This window comes from Streptomyces nanshensis, assembly GCF_001751255.1.
GTDB classification, from domain to species: Bacteria; Actinomycetota; Actinomycetes; order Streptomycetales; family Streptomycetaceae; genus Streptomyces; species Streptomyces nanshensis_A.
On sequence record NZ_LJGW01000377.1, the window covers coordinates 33,054 to 48,638 of the forward strand.

At 69.7% G+C, this 15,585-nt stretch carries 13 protein-coding genes and 1 pseudogene; 9 read left to right on the plus strand and 5 right to left on the minus strand.

The features are described 5' to 3' along the window. From AN218_RS22450 to AN218_RS22465, 4 genes are all read left to right on the plus strand, one after another. Positions 1–640: AAA family ATPase (locus AN218_RS22450; protein ID WP_107421537.1), on the plus strand; the 640-nt coding region annotated here is incomplete at its 5' end. After that, positions 637–1,551: a phosphotransferase gene (locus AN218_RS22455; protein WP_070018697.1), complete on the plus strand. Its 915-nt coding sequence runs from the start codon at positions 637–639 to the stop codon at positions 1,549–1,551. The genes AN218_RS22450 and AN218_RS22455, both read left to right, overlap by 4 nt. Continuing rightward, complete coding sequence (locus AN218_RS22460; protein WP_070018698.1) at positions 1,548–2,177, plus strand: class I SAM-dependent methyltransferase; 630 nt, start codon at positions 1,548–1,550, stop codon at positions 2,175–2,177. Before AN218_RS22455 ends, AN218_RS22460 begins: the two co-directional genes overlap by 4 nt. Before the next feature lie 36 nt (positions 2,178–2,213). Continuing rightward, entirely contained in the window at positions 2,214–2,906 is a 693-nt protein-coding gene (locus tag AN218_RS22465; RefSeq protein WP_070018699.1) for an HAD family hydrolase, read from the plus strand. Positions 2,907–4,103: 1,197 nt separating this feature from the next. On the opposite strand, the gene AN218_RS22470 is transcribed toward AN218_RS22465, so the two are convergent. Then, on the minus strand, positions 4,104–4,472 hold the full coding sequence (locus tag AN218_RS22470; protein ID WP_070018700.1) for a hypothetical protein: 369 nt from the start codon (positions 4,470–4,472) through the stop codon (positions 4,104–4,106). 220 nt (positions 4,473–4,692) lie between these two features. Further along, positions 4,693–5,522, minus strand: a pseudogene (locus AN218_RS34715) (IS5 family transposase). A 102-nt stretch (positions 5,523–5,624) separates the two neighbouring features. Between AN218_RS34715 and AN218_RS22485 the strand changes: the two are divergent. After that, complete coding sequence (locus tag AN218_RS22485; RefSeq protein WP_244900595.1) at positions 5,625–7,187, plus strand: NsdA family TPR-like regulatory protein; 1,563 nt, start codon at positions 5,625–5,627, stop codon at positions 7,185–7,187. Here AN218_RS22485 and AN218_RS22490 read toward each other — a convergent pair. Continuing rightward, positions 7,184–7,945, minus strand: coding sequence for an SDR family NAD(P)-dependent oxidoreductase (locus AN218_RS22490; protein WP_070018703.1), 762 nt, complete (start codon positions 7,943–7,945; stop codon positions 7,184–7,186). The two genes, AN218_RS22485 and AN218_RS22490, sit on opposite strands and share 4 nt — an antisense overlap. A 266-nt stretch (positions 7,946–8,211) precedes the next feature. Here AN218_RS22490 and AN218_RS22495 point away from each other — a divergent pair, with 266 nt between their 5' ends. The 4 genes from AN218_RS22495 (at position 8,212) to AN218_RS22510 (ending at position 12,525) form a co-directional block, all read left to right on the plus strand. Further along, positions 8,212–9,552 (plus strand): M16 family metallopeptidase, encoded by a 1,341-nt coding sequence (locus AN218_RS22495; protein ID WP_070018704.1) that lies wholly within the window; start codon positions 8,212–8,214, stop codon positions 9,550–9,552. Positions 9,553–9,587: 35 nt separating this feature from the next. Continuing rightward, positions 9,588–10,964 carry a M16 family metallopeptidase gene (locus tag AN218_RS22500; RefSeq protein WP_070018841.1) on the plus strand — a complete coding sequence of 459 codons (1,377 nt, stop codon included), beginning with the start codon at positions 9,588–9,590 and terminating at the stop codon, positions 10,962–10,964. A gap of 185 nt (positions 10,965–11,149) precedes the next feature. After that, complete coding sequence (locus AN218_RS22505) at positions 11,150–11,626, plus strand: RidA family protein (protein WP_070018705.1); 477 nt, start codon at positions 11,150–11,152, stop codon at positions 11,624–11,626. A gap of 56 nt (positions 11,627–11,682) precedes the next feature. Beyond that, positions 11,683–12,525 carry a PhzF family phenazine biosynthesis protein gene (locus AN218_RS22510; protein ID WP_070018706.1) on the plus strand — a complete coding sequence of 281 codons (843 nt, stop codon included), beginning with the start codon at positions 11,683–11,685 and terminating at the stop codon, positions 12,523–12,525. Between the two features lie 129 nt (positions 12,526–12,654). Here AN218_RS22510 and AN218_RS22515 read toward each other — a convergent pair whose 3' ends face one another. Together AN218_RS22515 and AN218_RS22520 are read right to left on the minus strand one after the other, a co-directional pair. Next, on the minus strand, positions 12,655–13,656 hold the full coding sequence (locus tag AN218_RS22515) for an alpha/beta hydrolase (protein WP_171908757.1): 1,002 nt from the start codon (positions 13,654–13,656) through the stop codon (positions 12,655–12,657). 531 nt (positions 13,657–14,187) lie between these two features. Further along, positions 14,188–15,156: a hypothetical protein gene (locus tag AN218_RS22520; RefSeq protein WP_070018707.1), complete on the minus strand. Its 969-nt coding sequence runs from the start codon at positions 15,154–15,156 to the stop codon at positions 14,188–14,190. Positions 15,157–15,585 lie beyond the last annotated feature (429 nt).

Genomic DNA, 15,585 nt, shown 5'->3' on the forward strand with positions numbered 1-15,585 from the left:
GCGAGCCGCTCCCGGTCGGCCGCTGCGGGTAGCGGTCGAGGGCCTGTGTCTGGCCGGGAAGTCCACGCTGGCGGCGGCCCTCGCGCTACGACTGGGCGCACGCCTGGTGCCCGAGTACGCCGACCTGGCACCCCTGCCGCCGTGGCCGCCCGCCGACGCCGCTGCCGCCCGCGCGGCCCTGGATCACCTCGCCTCCCTCGAGCAGGGGCGGCAGCGCGCGGCCGGACGGCACCGCGTGGTGGTCTTCGACCGGTGCCCGCTGTCGCTGGCGGCCCACGAAGCCGGGATGCGCGCGCTGGGCACCCCGGCCGACGTGAGGTACGCGGCTCGGCTTTTCACCGGGCATCGCGCACCGGATGCCGTGCTGCATCTGACGGTGCCTGAGCAGGCCGCCCGAGAGCGTCTACGCGTCCGCGGTCCGCTGCCCGGCCACCTCATCGATCCGGCTGTACGGGCGGCGATGGCCGACTACTACACCGCGGCGCTCGCCCGCCTTCCCGGCCGGGTGCTGCACCTGGACGCCACCCGCCGGCTTCCGCAGCTCCTGGACCGGGTGCTCGCCTTCCTGCACCACCTGCCCGGCCGGCCCGCCGAGCTCTGGGCACTGCCGGCCTCCGAGAGCACCGGGAGGGCTGCGTGATCCCCGACGTCCCCGCGACCGAGGCGTCGCGCGCCGCCGTGCACGCCGATGCCGTGGCTCGGGCACGCGTCTGCATGCCCGGCTTCACGCCCTCCGGCGACCTCCTGGCGACGGAGACGTCCCTGCTGGTGTCGGGGACCGCCGAGGGCCGGGCCGCCGTCGCAAAGGTGCCCGTCGACCGGCGTCCGTTCTGGATTGCGCGCGCCCGGCACGAGATCGGCGTCTACCGCCTGCTGCGCAGCTCCCGCGCCCCGGTACCGATGCCGACGATGCTCGGCGCCGACGAGGTCAGCCCTGTCCTGGTCATCTCCCGTCTGCCGGGGGCTCCGCTCGCCCCGGAGCGGTACCCGCGTGCGGCGCTACCGACGGCATCCCTCGACGCACTGCTCGACACCCTGGAGGCCGTTCACCGCTGGGAGCCGGGCGGGGATTGGCCGGATGACAGCGACTTCCCCGCCCAGCTCGCCGCCCTCGGCCTCCTCACCCCGGCGCAACTGGCCACGGCCGCCCGGGTCTTCACCTTCGCCCGGCAGCGGCTTCCGTTACGTCTCGAATTCGGCGACGGGCACCCCGGCAACGTCCTCGCCGCGCTTGGCGGCGGCCAACTGGCCCTGGTGGACCTGGAGTTCCTGGCCCGTCGACTGCCCGGCTATGACCATGCCGTCCTCTGGGTTCTGCTCGGGGATCACCCGGCTCACCGGGACACCGTCCTCATCTCCGTCGACGGCACGGACGCGGCGTGGGCCGCGTTCTGGGTCGCCGCCGCGCTCTACGCCGGACGCGAGCTCGTCTCCCACCAGCGGTGGGCGCCCGACCAGGCACGGCGAAACCGCATCCCGAGGCTGCGCGCGGACCTCGACTACGCCATGGGCCAGCTCCACACCCTCGACACGGAAGGCCGCATCCGATGACGCAACCCGCCACTACCCTGCCGGCCACGCCCGTCAGCAGCTTCTACGGCTACGACCGCGGCACCCCCATCGACCGGCACTACATCCGGCAATTCCTCGCCGAGCACGCGCACCTCATCCGCGGCCACGCCGCCGAGATCAAAGACGACACCTACGTGCGCACCCTTGGCACCGGCGTAAGCACCACCGTCATCGACATCGATCCTGCCAACGAGAGCGCCACGCTGCACGCCGACCTCACTGCACCCGGCGCCCTGCCCGAGGCGACGTTCGACGTGGTCGTGCTCACCCACACCCTGCAGCTCCTTGCCGCCCCCGGGACCGCGCTGGCCAACTGCTACCGCGCGCTCGTCCCTGGCGGTGCGCTGCTGCTGACTGCCCCCACCGTCGGCCAGCTCTCCCTGACCACCCCTGGCAGCGACTACTGGCGTCTCACCCCGCCCGGCCTGGTGCGCCTGCTGTCCGGCTGGGAGGGCGAGGTGACGGTGAACGGTGCAGGCAACCTCACCGCCTGCCTGGCCATGCTCCTGGGCCACGCGGCCGAAGAACTCGCCCCTGGCGCCCTGGACCACGACGACCCGGGATATCCCCTGATCTCGTGTGCCCTCGCGACGAAGCCCCGCTGAACCGCTCCACCCACTGCTCGGGAAGGACTCCAGCGCATGCCTCACATGACTCTGCCGGAACAGCGATCCGGGGCCGCGGCCGTCGTCTTCGACTGCGATGGACTCCTGGTCAACACCCAAGGCGCGTGGGACCGCGCCTACGCGGCCCTCTTCGCTCACTACGGGCGCCGCCTGGCCCCTTCGGACCGGCGCGGTCTCGTCGGCCTCCAGCTCGTTCCCCTCGGCCGCCGCCTTGCCGAGCTCCTCGGCCGTCCCGCCGAGCCGCACGTTCTCGGGCAGCAGCTCTACGATCTCGTCCAGACCAACCTGGGCGCCGGGCACGCCCCGATGCCCGGCGCCGTCGACCTCGTCCACGCACTCGCGGGGACGCGGCCGCTGGCCGTCGCCTCCAACACCCCCGCACCGATCGTCCGCGCCTACCTGGAGCCGCACTTCGACCTCGCGGCTTTCGACGCGATCCACGGCAGCGACACCGCCTCCCGGCCCAAGCCGGCCCCCGACGTGTACCTCGATGCCTGCGCGGCGGTCGGCGCGGACCCTCAGCGCGCGGTCGCGCTTGAGGACTCGCCCACCGGAGCTGCTGCCGCCCTCGCTGCCGGCCTGTACCTCGTCGGTGTCCCCTCCGCCCCCGACCTTCACTTCCACGCCCATCTCCACGTGCCCGACCTGACGGCACCCGAGCTGTGGGAGCTCCTCAGCATCCGGTCCAGCCCTGCTCGAACCGCGTGACGGTGCCGGCCAGGGCGAGCGATCAACGCCTTCGTGAAGGGGGCCCCTGCGCGAGCGTCCGACGCTGTGAGCACGGCTGCTGATGCCGCAGCAGCTCACCTGCTCAAGGTGCCCCTTGACGGCGCACGGCTCGGCCGGATCGGCGGGCAGACGCTCGTGGCAGATGCGTACCGGTGCCAGCCGCGGGTTCTCGTATCGCTGTGGGACGTGCGCGCGCTGCAAGTGCACGCCGCGGCCTTCCGACGTGGATGGGGCATCGCGGTAGGTGTGACCTGCCACGGAGTCGGATGGGTCTGGCCGTGTACGGGGTTCGGCGTCGATGAACACGAAGTTCTCGGCCGGGAGGTGATCTACCGTCACGCTCCGCGGGGCATCGGACACGCCTGGCGCCGATGGCGTGTGTGCGTCGTCGAAGGCTGCGAAGTGAGCCATCCCCCGCGGAGCCGCGCCATCTTCAGAGACGAAGGACGTCATGCACCACGGGCCCAACCAGACGGGCGAGCCACGATCCGGTGAACGTGAGGCGGAAGGCCAGGTCTTCGTGCTCTTCCGTCGTGTACGCAGAGGGAGGGGAACCGTCCACGTCAGTGTCCATAGAGAGGGATGTACCAAGAAGCCGAAGGTCGGGCAGCGGCGTAGCGACGGCACGGCCTGGAAGGCTTCGGGTTTGTGCACCCGGCAGGATGCGTACGCAGCCCTCGACATCCTGGCGATGCTGAGTGGCGTAGAGTTCGGCATCTTCTGCCGCTCGTGCGGGGGTTTGCGGCTGTGGTGGGGCCGCTGAGGGCAACAACGTCCGCGACGGGGCTGTCTGGGCGCACGGGCCCGGATCCAGCGTGACGCGGATGCAGATTGGAGTCCGCGGAACCTCGGCCTTGGCAACCAGACGAGGGGACGTGACAGGACCGCGCGGAGCGCGAGCCGTGACGGCGGGACCGCGACGCCTCTGTGACAGCGGCCGACACCTGCCGATACGGGGTTCATGCGGCAGCCCCGGGGGCGAACACTCCACCGGTGTCACCTGGGTTCGAGGCCACCAGCACCGCGCTGCGCTCGCCGGTGCCTCCGACCGCAGGCAGCTGGCGGGCTCGGACCTGGCGCACTTCCGGTCCGAGCGGGAGATGTCTCCCCAGCCCGCACCCCGAGGAAGACGCGCTGCAGTCTGACGTGGTGGGCCTTGTTCAGCCGCCGCGGTCCCTAGAGGCTCTCGACAACTGCCCTGGCATCGGCGATCGGCACATCGGGCACTTGCTTGCGCAGAGCCCGGATGGCGTGCACGAGCCCATTGCTGTCTCGGACGGCGCGGATCGCCGCACTGTCCAGGTGTTGCACCAGCGCATCTCGATTCGGGTACGCGCGCTCGTACCGCTCTCTGCGCTGGCGCTTCGTCATACTGCTCACGACCAGGCCCAGAGGGACGGCAAGCCAGCAAGCGCCGAGGGCGACCAGGATCAGCACGAACCCGGCATCCGCCATGCGGTAGTACGACAGGAGAGGACCCAGCGTCGAGGCGAGCAGGGTCACGGCAACAGCCGACGAGAAGAGAATGCGCAGCACAGGAAGCATCGGGCGCAGAACCCTAACAGCCACGGATCGGTCGAGCTGACGCGCGGCCAGGCACGCCTTCGAACACAGCCCCGCCGCGGCAGCGGTGCGGCAGAAGCGAATGCGGCACCCCGGTGCCACTTTGCCGCGATGACCGTGCTTCCGGAGGTGTTCAACTGATTCCTGGCTCGCGCTGGCCAGGATTTCAGTCGACGCCTTCCGCTAGGGCGTGTCCGCAAAGTCATGTGGCGAGCCAGAGTTGCAGGCAGGCGAGGGTGACCATGGCCTGGTAGTGGCGGGCGAGTTTGTCGTAGCGGGTGGCGAGGGCCTTGTACTGCTTGAGGCGGTTGAAGCAGCGTTCGACGACGTTGCGGCGGCGGTAGACGCTCCGGTCGAGGGTGCATCGAGGTTCACCGCGGCGGCGGCGTCCGGCGATCTGGTCGGAGCGTTCGGGGATGGTGCAGGCGATACCGCGTCGTCGTAGGTAGGCGCGGATGCTTCGGGCCGAGTAGCCCTTGTCCGCCACCAGCCGTACCGGTCGGGTCCTTGGACGTCCCGGCCCTGGCCGTGCCACGCGGATCTGCTCCAGCACGGCCTGCAGTTGGGTGCAGTCGTTCTGGTTGCCGCCGGTCAGCGTGAAACTGAGCGGCAGTCCGCGTCCGTCGCAGGCGAGGTGGATTTTGGACGTCAGTCCGCCGCGGGAACGTCCGAGCGCCTGGCAGTGCCCCCTTTCCGGGCGCCGGCGGCGTGCTGGTGGGCGCGCACGGTGGTGGAGTCGATGCACACGATCGACCAGTCCACCGTGCCGAGGGCGTCCGAGTGCTGCTGGACCCGGGCGAGTATCCGATCCCAGGTCCCATCCGCTGACCAGCGACGGAAGCGTTCGTAGACGGTCTTCCACGGCCCGTATCGCTCGGGCAGGTCCCGCCAGACCGCTCCGGTCGACAGCTTCCAGAGGATCCCATTGATCACCTGACGTCTGTCCCGCACCGGGCGGCCCATCCGGGAAGTCGGCAGCAGCGGCTCGATCCGCTCCCAGGCTTGATCAGTCAGCTCATGACGACGAGGCACCACAACTAACCAACGCCAACACCAACTTTGCGGACACGCCCTAGGACCGTCGGCTGGATAGTCGGCGGGCTCGCCCAATGCCTGCTCGTCTAAGCTTCGGCCGTGATACCGGGAGGACAGGCTTGCCTGGTCGTCCCGGCGTTGTGGCGCTCGGGCACTGTTTTCTCCGGCGTCGGCCGCCTCTGCGAGCGCCGAGCAGCAGGCAACTGCCAGGCCCCCGCCCTGAGTTGGGCCACGATGCTCACAGAGGGCATCATCAAGGGCATGCGGCAGGAGGCACGGATCAGTGGCAATGTCGAACTGACGGCTGCCGTCGCGGAATCCGGCACCTCTTACACTGCTCTGGCTCGCCGCGTCAACGAACTCGCTGCGCGTCAAGGGGTGTTACTGCGCTACGACAGCGGGTCGGTGACTCGCTGGCTCCAGGGGAAGCAGCCGCGCGGGCGAGCGGCTGAGTTCATCACCGAAGCGCTCAGCGAGAAGTTGGGGCGCCCGATCAGCCCCGCTGATCTCTTCGGCAAGGACACATCGCAAACCGCGGCCTCGCAGGCCCTGGTCTGGCGTGAGGACGTCGCAGAAGCACTGCGCATCATGGCCGAACTCGGCTCACGGGACGTATCACGCCGCAGCGTCCTTGGAGCCGCCCCGTTCGTCACCGGAGCCCTTGTGGACCCGCAGCGGCGGTGGCTGCTGTGGCTGACAGAGCTGGACGAGGACCTGCCGTCGCGACTTGCTACCGCGAGCGCGGGCGGGGTGGTTGAGGCTGTGCACAACACGATTCGGTCCTTCGACGGAATCGACAACCGCTCAGGAGGCACCCACATCCGCTTCGCCGTCATCGACTATCTGACCCACCAGGTCGTGCCGTTGGTACGGCGCGGTGGCCAGTCGGAGGAGGAGCGGCGGGAGTTGTTCACGGCCACGGCGAGGCTGGCGGCGATGGCGGGCTGGAGCAGCTACGACGCAGGCGAGCACGGGCGGGCGCAGGTCTACATGCAGCACAGCCTGCGGCTATGCCAGGAAGGCGGGGACCGCGTACTCGGCGGACAGATCTGGGCTGGGTTGTCACACCTCTACACCAGCCTCGGCCACCCCGGCGAGGGGGTACACCATGCCCGCACCGGACTGGCCACCGCCAAGCGCTCCGGCAGCCACCTGGGGTTGATGCGGCTGCATCTGATGGCCGCCCGCGGGTACGCGGCCCAGGGCGATACACGCAGCGCGCATGCTGCGCTGCATGCGGCCGAGAAGGCGCACGCCAAAAGTCCCGGACCGGAGGACCAATCGCCGTGGGTGCGGTACCTGGACTACCACTACTTCCAGGCCGAAGCCGCCGCGGTCTGGCGCGACTTGGGCGACGGGCGCCAGGCTGAGGAGATGGCCGCGGACTCGGTGAGGCACACCGACCATCGTGGCCGTCGACAGACGATCGGACAGTCGGTCCTGGCCACCGCCCACCTCCAGCAAGGCGACCTCGATGCCGCACTCGCCAGCGCCTCTATCGCGTTGGAGCGCTTAGGCTCTGGGGCCGTCGCGTCCCAGCGCGCGGTCCAGGCCCTGCGGGACTTCCGCGCCCGGCTGGAACCGCTGGAGGGGGAGGAGACGGTGCGGGCCTTCGTCGCAACCTCCCGCCCCGTCCTCGATGCGCCTGATCCGCCGGTCTAGTACCCAAACGGTGTCGGGGCGTTCTGCGCCCTGTCCACGGGGATGTTGGCCCCTGAGATCCCGCTCGATCTGTCACTGAGCAGGAAGACGATCACCTCCGCCACCTCCTGCGGCTGGATGAGGCGACCGCCGGGGAACTCGCGTGTGAACGCGGCGAATTCTTCCGGCTGCTCGGTACGCATCCCGTCCCAGCGCTTGCCGGGAACCAGCGTGGAACCAGGAGAAACGGCGTTGACGCGGGTTCCGTCCCGACCGAGCTCCCGCGCCAGCGTGGCCGCCATGCTGATCTGCGCCGCCTTCGCCGCGCCGTACTGTGCCTGCGGGCCTGGTTTCCAGCCGGAGATGGAGGCCACCAGGACCGCCGAGCCGCCGCCGGCCGCCCGAAGATGCGCCGCGGCCGCGCCCAGCAGACGAGCGCTGTAGCCGGTGTTGGCTTCAAACGTGGCGGTCCACTGCGCTCGGCTCGCCTCCTCGATTCCCCCGCCGCTTCCGCCTCCGGCGCACGCCACCACGCCATCCAATCCGCCCAGGCGTTCGACGGCTTCTTCCGTGAAGTCTTCGACAGCGTCTGGAATGGTCACATCGACACTCCGCGCGAAGACTTCGCCGTCCCGGGCGGCGGCCTCCACATCGCGCTTGCGGCGCCCGCACAGCGCCACCGCACACCCCTCGCGCAGGAGCAGCTCGACCGTCGCACCGCCGATGCCACGCGTTCCGCCCGCGACGAGGATCCGTCGTCCCGCCAAGCCCCAGCTCATCCGTCACCTCTCCGTGCGTACAGCATGCGTACAGCAAGACAGTGCCTGTGCCCTCTCCCGTTCCTGGCCGAGGTGAGGTTCCCTGGTCACGCCGCCGCACGCACGCACAGAGCGAGAGGCAAGGCACGCGGACCGCTGCGGGCAATGCGTGCGGCGGCACCTGCGCAGCCGCAGACCCGACCCGCTCACGGTCGAAGGGACGCTGCCCGCGGCGCGAAGCAGCACCGTGCACCCGCAGATGCACTTGACGCGATCGAAGGGACTCCATGCCGCCCACGGGCCACACTGCCACGCCCCCGCCGGCCGCCGGCGGGCTGACAGCGACGGAGCACCGGCTGGCCAACGGCCTGCGCGTGGTGCTCTCCGAGGACCATCTCACCCCCGTCGCGGCGGTCTGTCTCTGGTACGACGTCGGCTCCCGCCACGAGGTCGCGGGCCGCACCGGACTCGCCCATCTCTTCGAGCACTTGATGTTCCAGGGCTCCGCACAGGTGCGGGGCAACGGCCATAACGAACTCGTGCAGGGCGCGGGCGGCTCGTGCAACGGCTCCACCAGCTTCGAGCGCACGAACTACTACGAGACCATGCCCGCCCACGAGTTGGAGCTCGCGCTCTGGCTGGAGGCCGACCGCATGGGCTCGCTGCTGACGGCCCTGGACGAGAAGTCCATGGAGAACCAGCGCGACGTGGTCAAGAACGAGCGCCGCCAGCGCTACGACAACGTGCCCTACGGCGCCTGGCTCGAGAAGATGACGGCCATGGCCTACCCCGACGGCCACCCGTACCACCACACGCCCATCGGCTCGATGGCCGACCTCGACGCGACGTCCCTGGAGGACGCCCGGGAGTTCTTCCGTACGTACTACGCGCCCAACAACGCCGTGCTGAGCGTCGTCGGGGACATCGACCCGGAGCAGACGCTCGCCTGGATCGAGAAGTACTTCGGCTCCATACCGGGACACCAGGACAAGCGGCCGCCGCGCGACGGCACCCTGCCGGAGGTCACCGGTGCCGAACAGCGCCAAATCGTCGAGGAGCAGGTGCCCTCGCGTGCGGTGATGGCCGCCTACCGGCTGCCGCACGACGGCACCCGCGAGTGCGACGCCGCGAACCTGGCGCTGACCATACTCGGCGGCAGCGAGTCCTCCCGCCTCAACAAACGCCTCGTACGGCGCGACCGCCTCGCCGTCGACGCCAACTGCGGACTATTGCGCCTCGCGGGTGCGCCGTCGCTGGGCTGGCAGACCGTCATAGCATCCGGCGGCGTCGAGGTCGCCGACATCGAGGCGGCGATGGACGACGAGCTGCGGCGCTTCGCCGAGGAGGGCCCCTCACCGGAGGAGATGGAGCGCGCACAAGCCAAGCTGGAACGCGAGTGGCTCGACCGGCTGGCCACCGCCGGCGGCCGCGCCGACGAACTCTGCCGCTACGCCGTGCTGTTCGGCGACCCACAACTCGCGCTGAGCGCGGTGCAGCGCCTCCTGGACGTCACCGCCGACGAGGTGCGCGCGGTGGCCGCCGCGCGGCTGCGCCCCGACAACCGTGCCGTGCTCGTCTACGAACCCACCGAACCGGCCGCCACCGAGAACCAGGAGACCGGCCAGTGAGCACGAACCACCAGGACGCAATACACGGCAAGCAGATGGAGTTCCACCCGCAGCCGCGCGGCGGTCAGCCGAAGCCGTGGGCCTTCCCCGCGCCGGAGCGCGGCGTGCTCGGCAACGACCTCACGGTGCTGCGGTGCCACCGTCCCGGCCAGCAGATCGTCGCCGTCGAAGTCACGCTCCAGGCACCGCTGGACGCCGAGCCGGCGGGCCTCGACGGCGTCGCGACGATCATGGCGCGCGCGTTCTCGGAGGGCACCGACAAGCTCGGCGCCGAGGCGTTCGCCGACGAGTTGGAGAGCTGCGGCGCCTCCCTCGACGCGTACGCGGACCACGCGGCCGTACGCGTCTCGCTGGAGGTGCCCGCCTCCCGGCTGCGCAAGGCCCTCGGCCTGCTCGCCGACGCGCTGCGCGCCCCCGCGTTCCCCGAGAGCGAGGTCGAACGCCTCGTCGGCAACCGCCTGGACGAGATCCCGCACGAGCTCGCCAACCCGACCCGGCGCGCGGCCAAGGAGCTCGCGAAGGAGCTGTATCCGGCCTCCGCGCGCATGTCCCAGCCGCGTCAGGGCACCGAGGAGACGGTCGCCCGTATCGACGCGGCCGCGGTGCGCGCCTTCTACGACGCGCACGTACGGCCCGCGACGGCCACCGCCGTCGTCGTCGGCGACCTCGACAGCGTCGACATCGACCTCAACGCCGCACTGGAGGAGACACTCGGCACCTGGACCGGCACGGCCACCCAGCCACTCACAACAGCCCCGATCACGGCCGACGACAGCGCCCGGATCGTCATCGTCGACCGTCCCGGCGCGGTGCAGACGCAGCTGCTGATCGGGCGCATCGGGCCCGACAGGCACGACCGCGTCTGGCCCGCCCAAGTCCTCGGCACCCACTGCCTGGGCGGCACCCTCACCTCGCGCCTCGACCGCGTGCTGCGCGAGGAGAAGGGCTACACCTACGGGGTGCGCACCTCCAGTCGGATCCTGCGCTCCACCGCCGAGGGCACGGGCGCCGCCCTGCTCGCCATCGCCGGCTCCGTCGCCACCGACGTCACCGGTCCCGCCCTCGCCGACCTGTGGAACGTGCTGCGCACCCTGGCCGCCGAGGGCCTCACGGACGACGAACGCGACGTCGCCGTGCAGAACCTGGTGGGCGTCGCACCGCTGAAGTACCAGACGGCCGCCGCCGTGGCCGACACCCTCGCCGACCAGGTCGAGCAGCAACTCCCGGACGACTACCAGGCGAACGTCTACGCGGAGCTGGCCCGTACGGGCACGGTCGAGGCGACGGCCGCGGTCGTGAACGCCTTCCCTCCCGACCGGCTGGTCACGGTGCTCGTCGGCGACGCGTCCCAGATCGCCGACCCCGTACGGGAGTTGGAGATCGGCGAGGTCAAGGTCGTGACCGGCGACTGAGAGGGGGCGGCGCTCGCGATTCCAGAGTCCTGGAGGGTGCGGGTGCTCTCCCGACGGCACCGCAGGAACGCCGTACGCCTGCGGACCTGCCGCGACGTGAGCAAACGAACAGTCCGACAGGTCCTGGTGATCTGCGGGAACAGATTGAGGCGGAACATGCAGACGGATCTTCAACGGGGGAAGCAGTGACGGACACCGACATCACCTCTCGGCTTGCCGAGCTCGGCATCACGCTGCCCGACGTCGCCACCCCCGCGGGCGCGTACGTGCCCGCCGTGCGCAGCGGGCGGAACGTCTACACCGCTGGCCAGGTCCCCTTCGTCGACGGCAAGTTGCCGCTCACCGGCAAGGTGGGAACAGACGTCACTCCGGAGGACGCCAAGGATCTGGCTCGCGTGTGCGCGCTGAACGCCCTGGCGGCCGTCGACTCGGTCGCCGGCCTCGAACGCGTCGTGCGCGTCGTGAAGGTCACCGGATTCGTCGCCTCCGCCCCGGACTTCACCGCGCAGAACGTGGTCATCAACGGCGCCAGCGAGCTGCTGGGCGAGGTCTTCAAGGATGCGGGCGTGCACGCACGCAGCGCTATCGGCGTCGCGGTGCTGCCGCTGGACGCGCCCGTGGAGGTCGAGATCCAGGTCGAGTTGACCGACGCAACGCAGTGAGCCGGAGCGGTATCTCGCGCTCGCCGGCACGTTCACATCGACCTGAGGACTCTCGAATGGCCATTCTGCGGTACAAGGCATTCAGCACCACCCCGGAGGGAGGCAACCCCGCCGGGGTCGTACTCGACGCCTCGGACCTCGACGACAAGGACATGCAACAGATCGCCAAGGAGGTCGGCTTCTCGGAGACGGCGTTCCTCATCGACAACGGCGCCAGGGGCCTCGCGGTGTGCTACTTCAGCCCACAGAAGGAAGTCGACTTCTGCGGCCACGCGACGATCGCCGCCGCCTGCGCCTACGCCGACGCGCACGAGCACGGCACCTTGACCTTCCAGACGAAGACCGAGGGGCCCGTCACGGTCACCACACAGAAGGGCCCCGGCGGCATCGCCTCGGCGACGTTCGTCAGCCCGCCCCCGTCAACTGACCCGCTCGCCCCGGCAGATCTTGCCGCTCTCTGCGGGGCATTGCGGTGGCGAGTGCATGACCTCGATCCTGCGCTGCTGCCGCCTTGTGTGGCCTATGCCGGAGCACGACATCCGATCATCGCGGCCGGCACCCGCGAGCGGCTGGCCGACTTGGACTACGACTTCGATGCGCTTGCCGACCTGTGCGAGCGCAAGCAGTGGGACACCATCTGCCTGGTGTGGCGCGAAACGCCCCTGCAATTCCACGCCCGGAACCCGTTCCCCGCAGGAGGGGTCCGCGAAGATCCGGCGACCGGAGCAGCCGCAGCGGCGCTCGCCGGATACCTCGCGGGACGGGAACTCGTCCCCGTCCCCGCGGACATCACCGTGCTCCAGGGACACGACATGGGCAGCCCAAGCACCATCACCGCACACATCTCCCGCAACTTCACCGACGGGATCGCCGTCACCGGAGCAGCCGTGCCGATGTGACGCCGCCTCGCCACCAACTCCTAGTGGCCGCCCTAGCGGGCTGCCGCGAGGGTATGCGCGAAGCACCGGGAGGGACGAGCGGCCAGGCCCCGTACGGCTAGACGTGCATTTCCGCCGGCTGCGGATCGCCTACGGTGCAACGTGCCGTTCGCTGAAGTCGAGCATTTCATCGAACGTTTTCGGGGCCGTGCGTTCCAGGTTAAAGGAGTGGCCGCCTCCCTGGATTACGGAGCCTTCGACAGTGGCGTGGGCTCCGAAAAAGCTCTGCTGGGATCGCGCAAGAGCCTTGCTCGACGAGCAGTCTTGCGAGGTTGGCGGTCCGCAGAAGAGCGGATCCTCACTTCCGTTGATTGTGAGCACCGGTACGTTGATCCTCGCAGCGTTGCTGGTGATCGAATACGGGAGGCCGGTGGAGATCTCCACGAGCGACGACGCCTGCCTGAACTCGTAGTCGTGATCGACGACATCGGCCTCGGCATTGGCCTGGTTGAAGAACATCTTGTGATTGCTGCGTGAGAGCGTGACGTAGCCAGGGTCAAGGCCTGCACTGGCAAATTTCGGGTCGAGGATGGCAGGCTTCAATCCGGCCGCGATCACACCGGCAGCAGGGACGTTGATGTCGCGGCCGGCGCCGGTGGCGATCACAGCGTTGACGTCCTGGTACTGCCCGGCTTCCAAGTAGCTGGTCATGGAGCCGAAGCTGTGCCCCACGAGGACGATTTTCTCGTAGGTGGTGCCGAACTTGCCAGCACGTGCAGCTTGGATGACCTGGTGTACAGCGTCGGCGTTGGCCTGGTAGGTCACCGCGGCGGAGGGAGGATGGGTGGACTGCCCGGAACCAAGCCGGTCTATGGCCAATGTCGCGTATCCGCGCTGGTTGGCCGCACGTGCGTAGGAGTAGGTGGCTGGCTTGTGCGGGAACTGCCAGTAATGGCGGTCGTAGGTATATCCGTGCAGCAGCAGTTGAAGAACCTTGGCATCTCTGGGAGCGCACAGAGTTCCACGGATCGTCCCCCGTCCGAAATCCCCTGTGACCGGCGTGGCCGTTTCGGAGCACCGGATGTCGGCAGAGTTTTCGGCGGGGTGAGAGTCGGCGTTCGCGCCAGGGGCGCCAACGCCGAAGGCCAGCACTGCGATTGCCCCTCCTGCGAGGCTTGCCGTGGGCCGGAGCGTTTTCCTTCGGTTCCGTTTCGCCCGATTCGGCGTTCTCTGGCTGGCGGCCCGCCGGGTAATGCGCATGACGACTCCTCACCTGCGCGGAAGGTGCTTTTCGCAAGGCGAGAAGGTATGAATTTCTACTTGTGGATAGTTTCCGGCGGCGCAGAGGCGTCTTGCTGGCGGGGCTGCCTTCCGGCCGCCCAGAGCGGCACGTCTGTGCCGCGAGCAGGGCAGTGGGAGGGGCAGCCGCGGGGGTCGGGCTCCCCTGCGGTTCGGACCGACAGCTTCGTCCTCGCTACAAGCAGCGCAGGCAGGATCGGCGGCGTGCAGGACCGGTCGTCTCCGAGGAGAGACGGGGACACGCAGGATTCGGTGGAATGTCGGTGCCGAGGTCCGCGCGCTCTTCCGCGTGCGGAACGGCGTGACGTGCTGGTGCGGAGCTGAACGTCTGTCCCGGCTGGTCAGGTCTCGGGGCCCGGCTTCGGCGTCACGGGCTGTTCGGCATCATGTCCGCGGGCTGCGGCCTGACGGCGCGGCGCCGCGGTCGGGGGCCTGAGCTTGAGCACGTTGCGCTGGGGAGGGGGGCGGCGGGCAGTGTGGGGCCTGGGCGCTGCCTTCTTCGTCGCGCCAGTAGGCAATCTGCCAGTGCTCCTCGGCCCACATGCGCAGTGTCGGAGCGTGGCCGCCGTCGAAGACGCTCCAACCGGCGCTGACGGCCAGAACGTTGGTGCCGGCAGTGATCGGTTCGATCAGCGAGGGGTGCGGGGAGCGCACCGCGACGTGGAAGGCGGAGTCGCCGTGGGGAACGTTCAGGGCGAGCATCGCGTAAGGGCGTTCTTGTCGGTCGCGGCTGATGCGGGCGACGGTCCCGAAGACGGCCACCGGATGAGTGAGGCCGGCACCTGCACGGCACCGTACGTACAGCGCTGCGTAGGAGGCCGGACCAGGGCCGAAACAGAACGCGTCCCAAGGGATCAGCCGTCCGTTGTGGGGGCGTACGGTGAACCGGCTCATGATCTCCGGGTCGAAGTCGTGCAGCTGCAGAAACTGGGCGATCGCTGCTGCGCTGCCTACCGCCGGCGGGAGCCACGGCCGTGTGGTGGTCACGGTGTGCCTCACCTGGTCCTGCGCATGCGGCTGCTGGTCGTCCGCATACGGCGGGGTGTCGGTGAGTCTCTCGGGCAGGTTCAGGCGCAGGAGGCCACGGGCGGTGACCTCGGCCAGGCCGTGCGAGCCGCGGGCGATGCGCTCGCTGACGAGCGTCGGGTTGAGGGGGCAGTGCGCGTCATGCTCGGTGCTGGGTGCCAGCCGGAACTGGGCCTTCACTACCGCCCCCTGGCGATGGTGCTCCTTGACGGCGACCACCGGCGCCTCGCACTTCCAGCAGATGAGCTCGTCGGCGAACTGGTGCGGTGGTCCGATGTGGCGGCGGAAGACGTCGCGTTGAGTCGTTCTCTCCCGCGCACGGTGCACCGCGCTCCTCCTCTCGCGTTTCGCATGGATACCGCTCGGTGTGAAGCATCCCTCGGCCTCAGGTGTCCAGTGTGGCCTCGCGCCGGGTCTTGCGGGGCGCGGAGAGGATGAAAGCCATCAGGAGGTCCGCATCCAGCCCCACGAGTGCTTCTGCGGTCAGGCTGAGGGGGTCGCGGTCAGGAGCATCCTCACCGCCCGGACATCGTTCTCCGCGGCGTCATCGGGCGTCGGGGCTCGGCACTGCGCGAGGTCCTGCACGAGCGGTGGCCGGCTCCGCGCGGAGGGAGTTCTGACCGGCATCACCTCGTCGCTGCTCCCACCACCACGAGGACGCTCTGCCCGCGTTGGCTCCGCCGTGTGAAGCCGTGACGATCAAGGTCTCCCGGGAGTGAAACGGCGCCGCTCGACCTTCTCCCGGGGGCGGCGGCT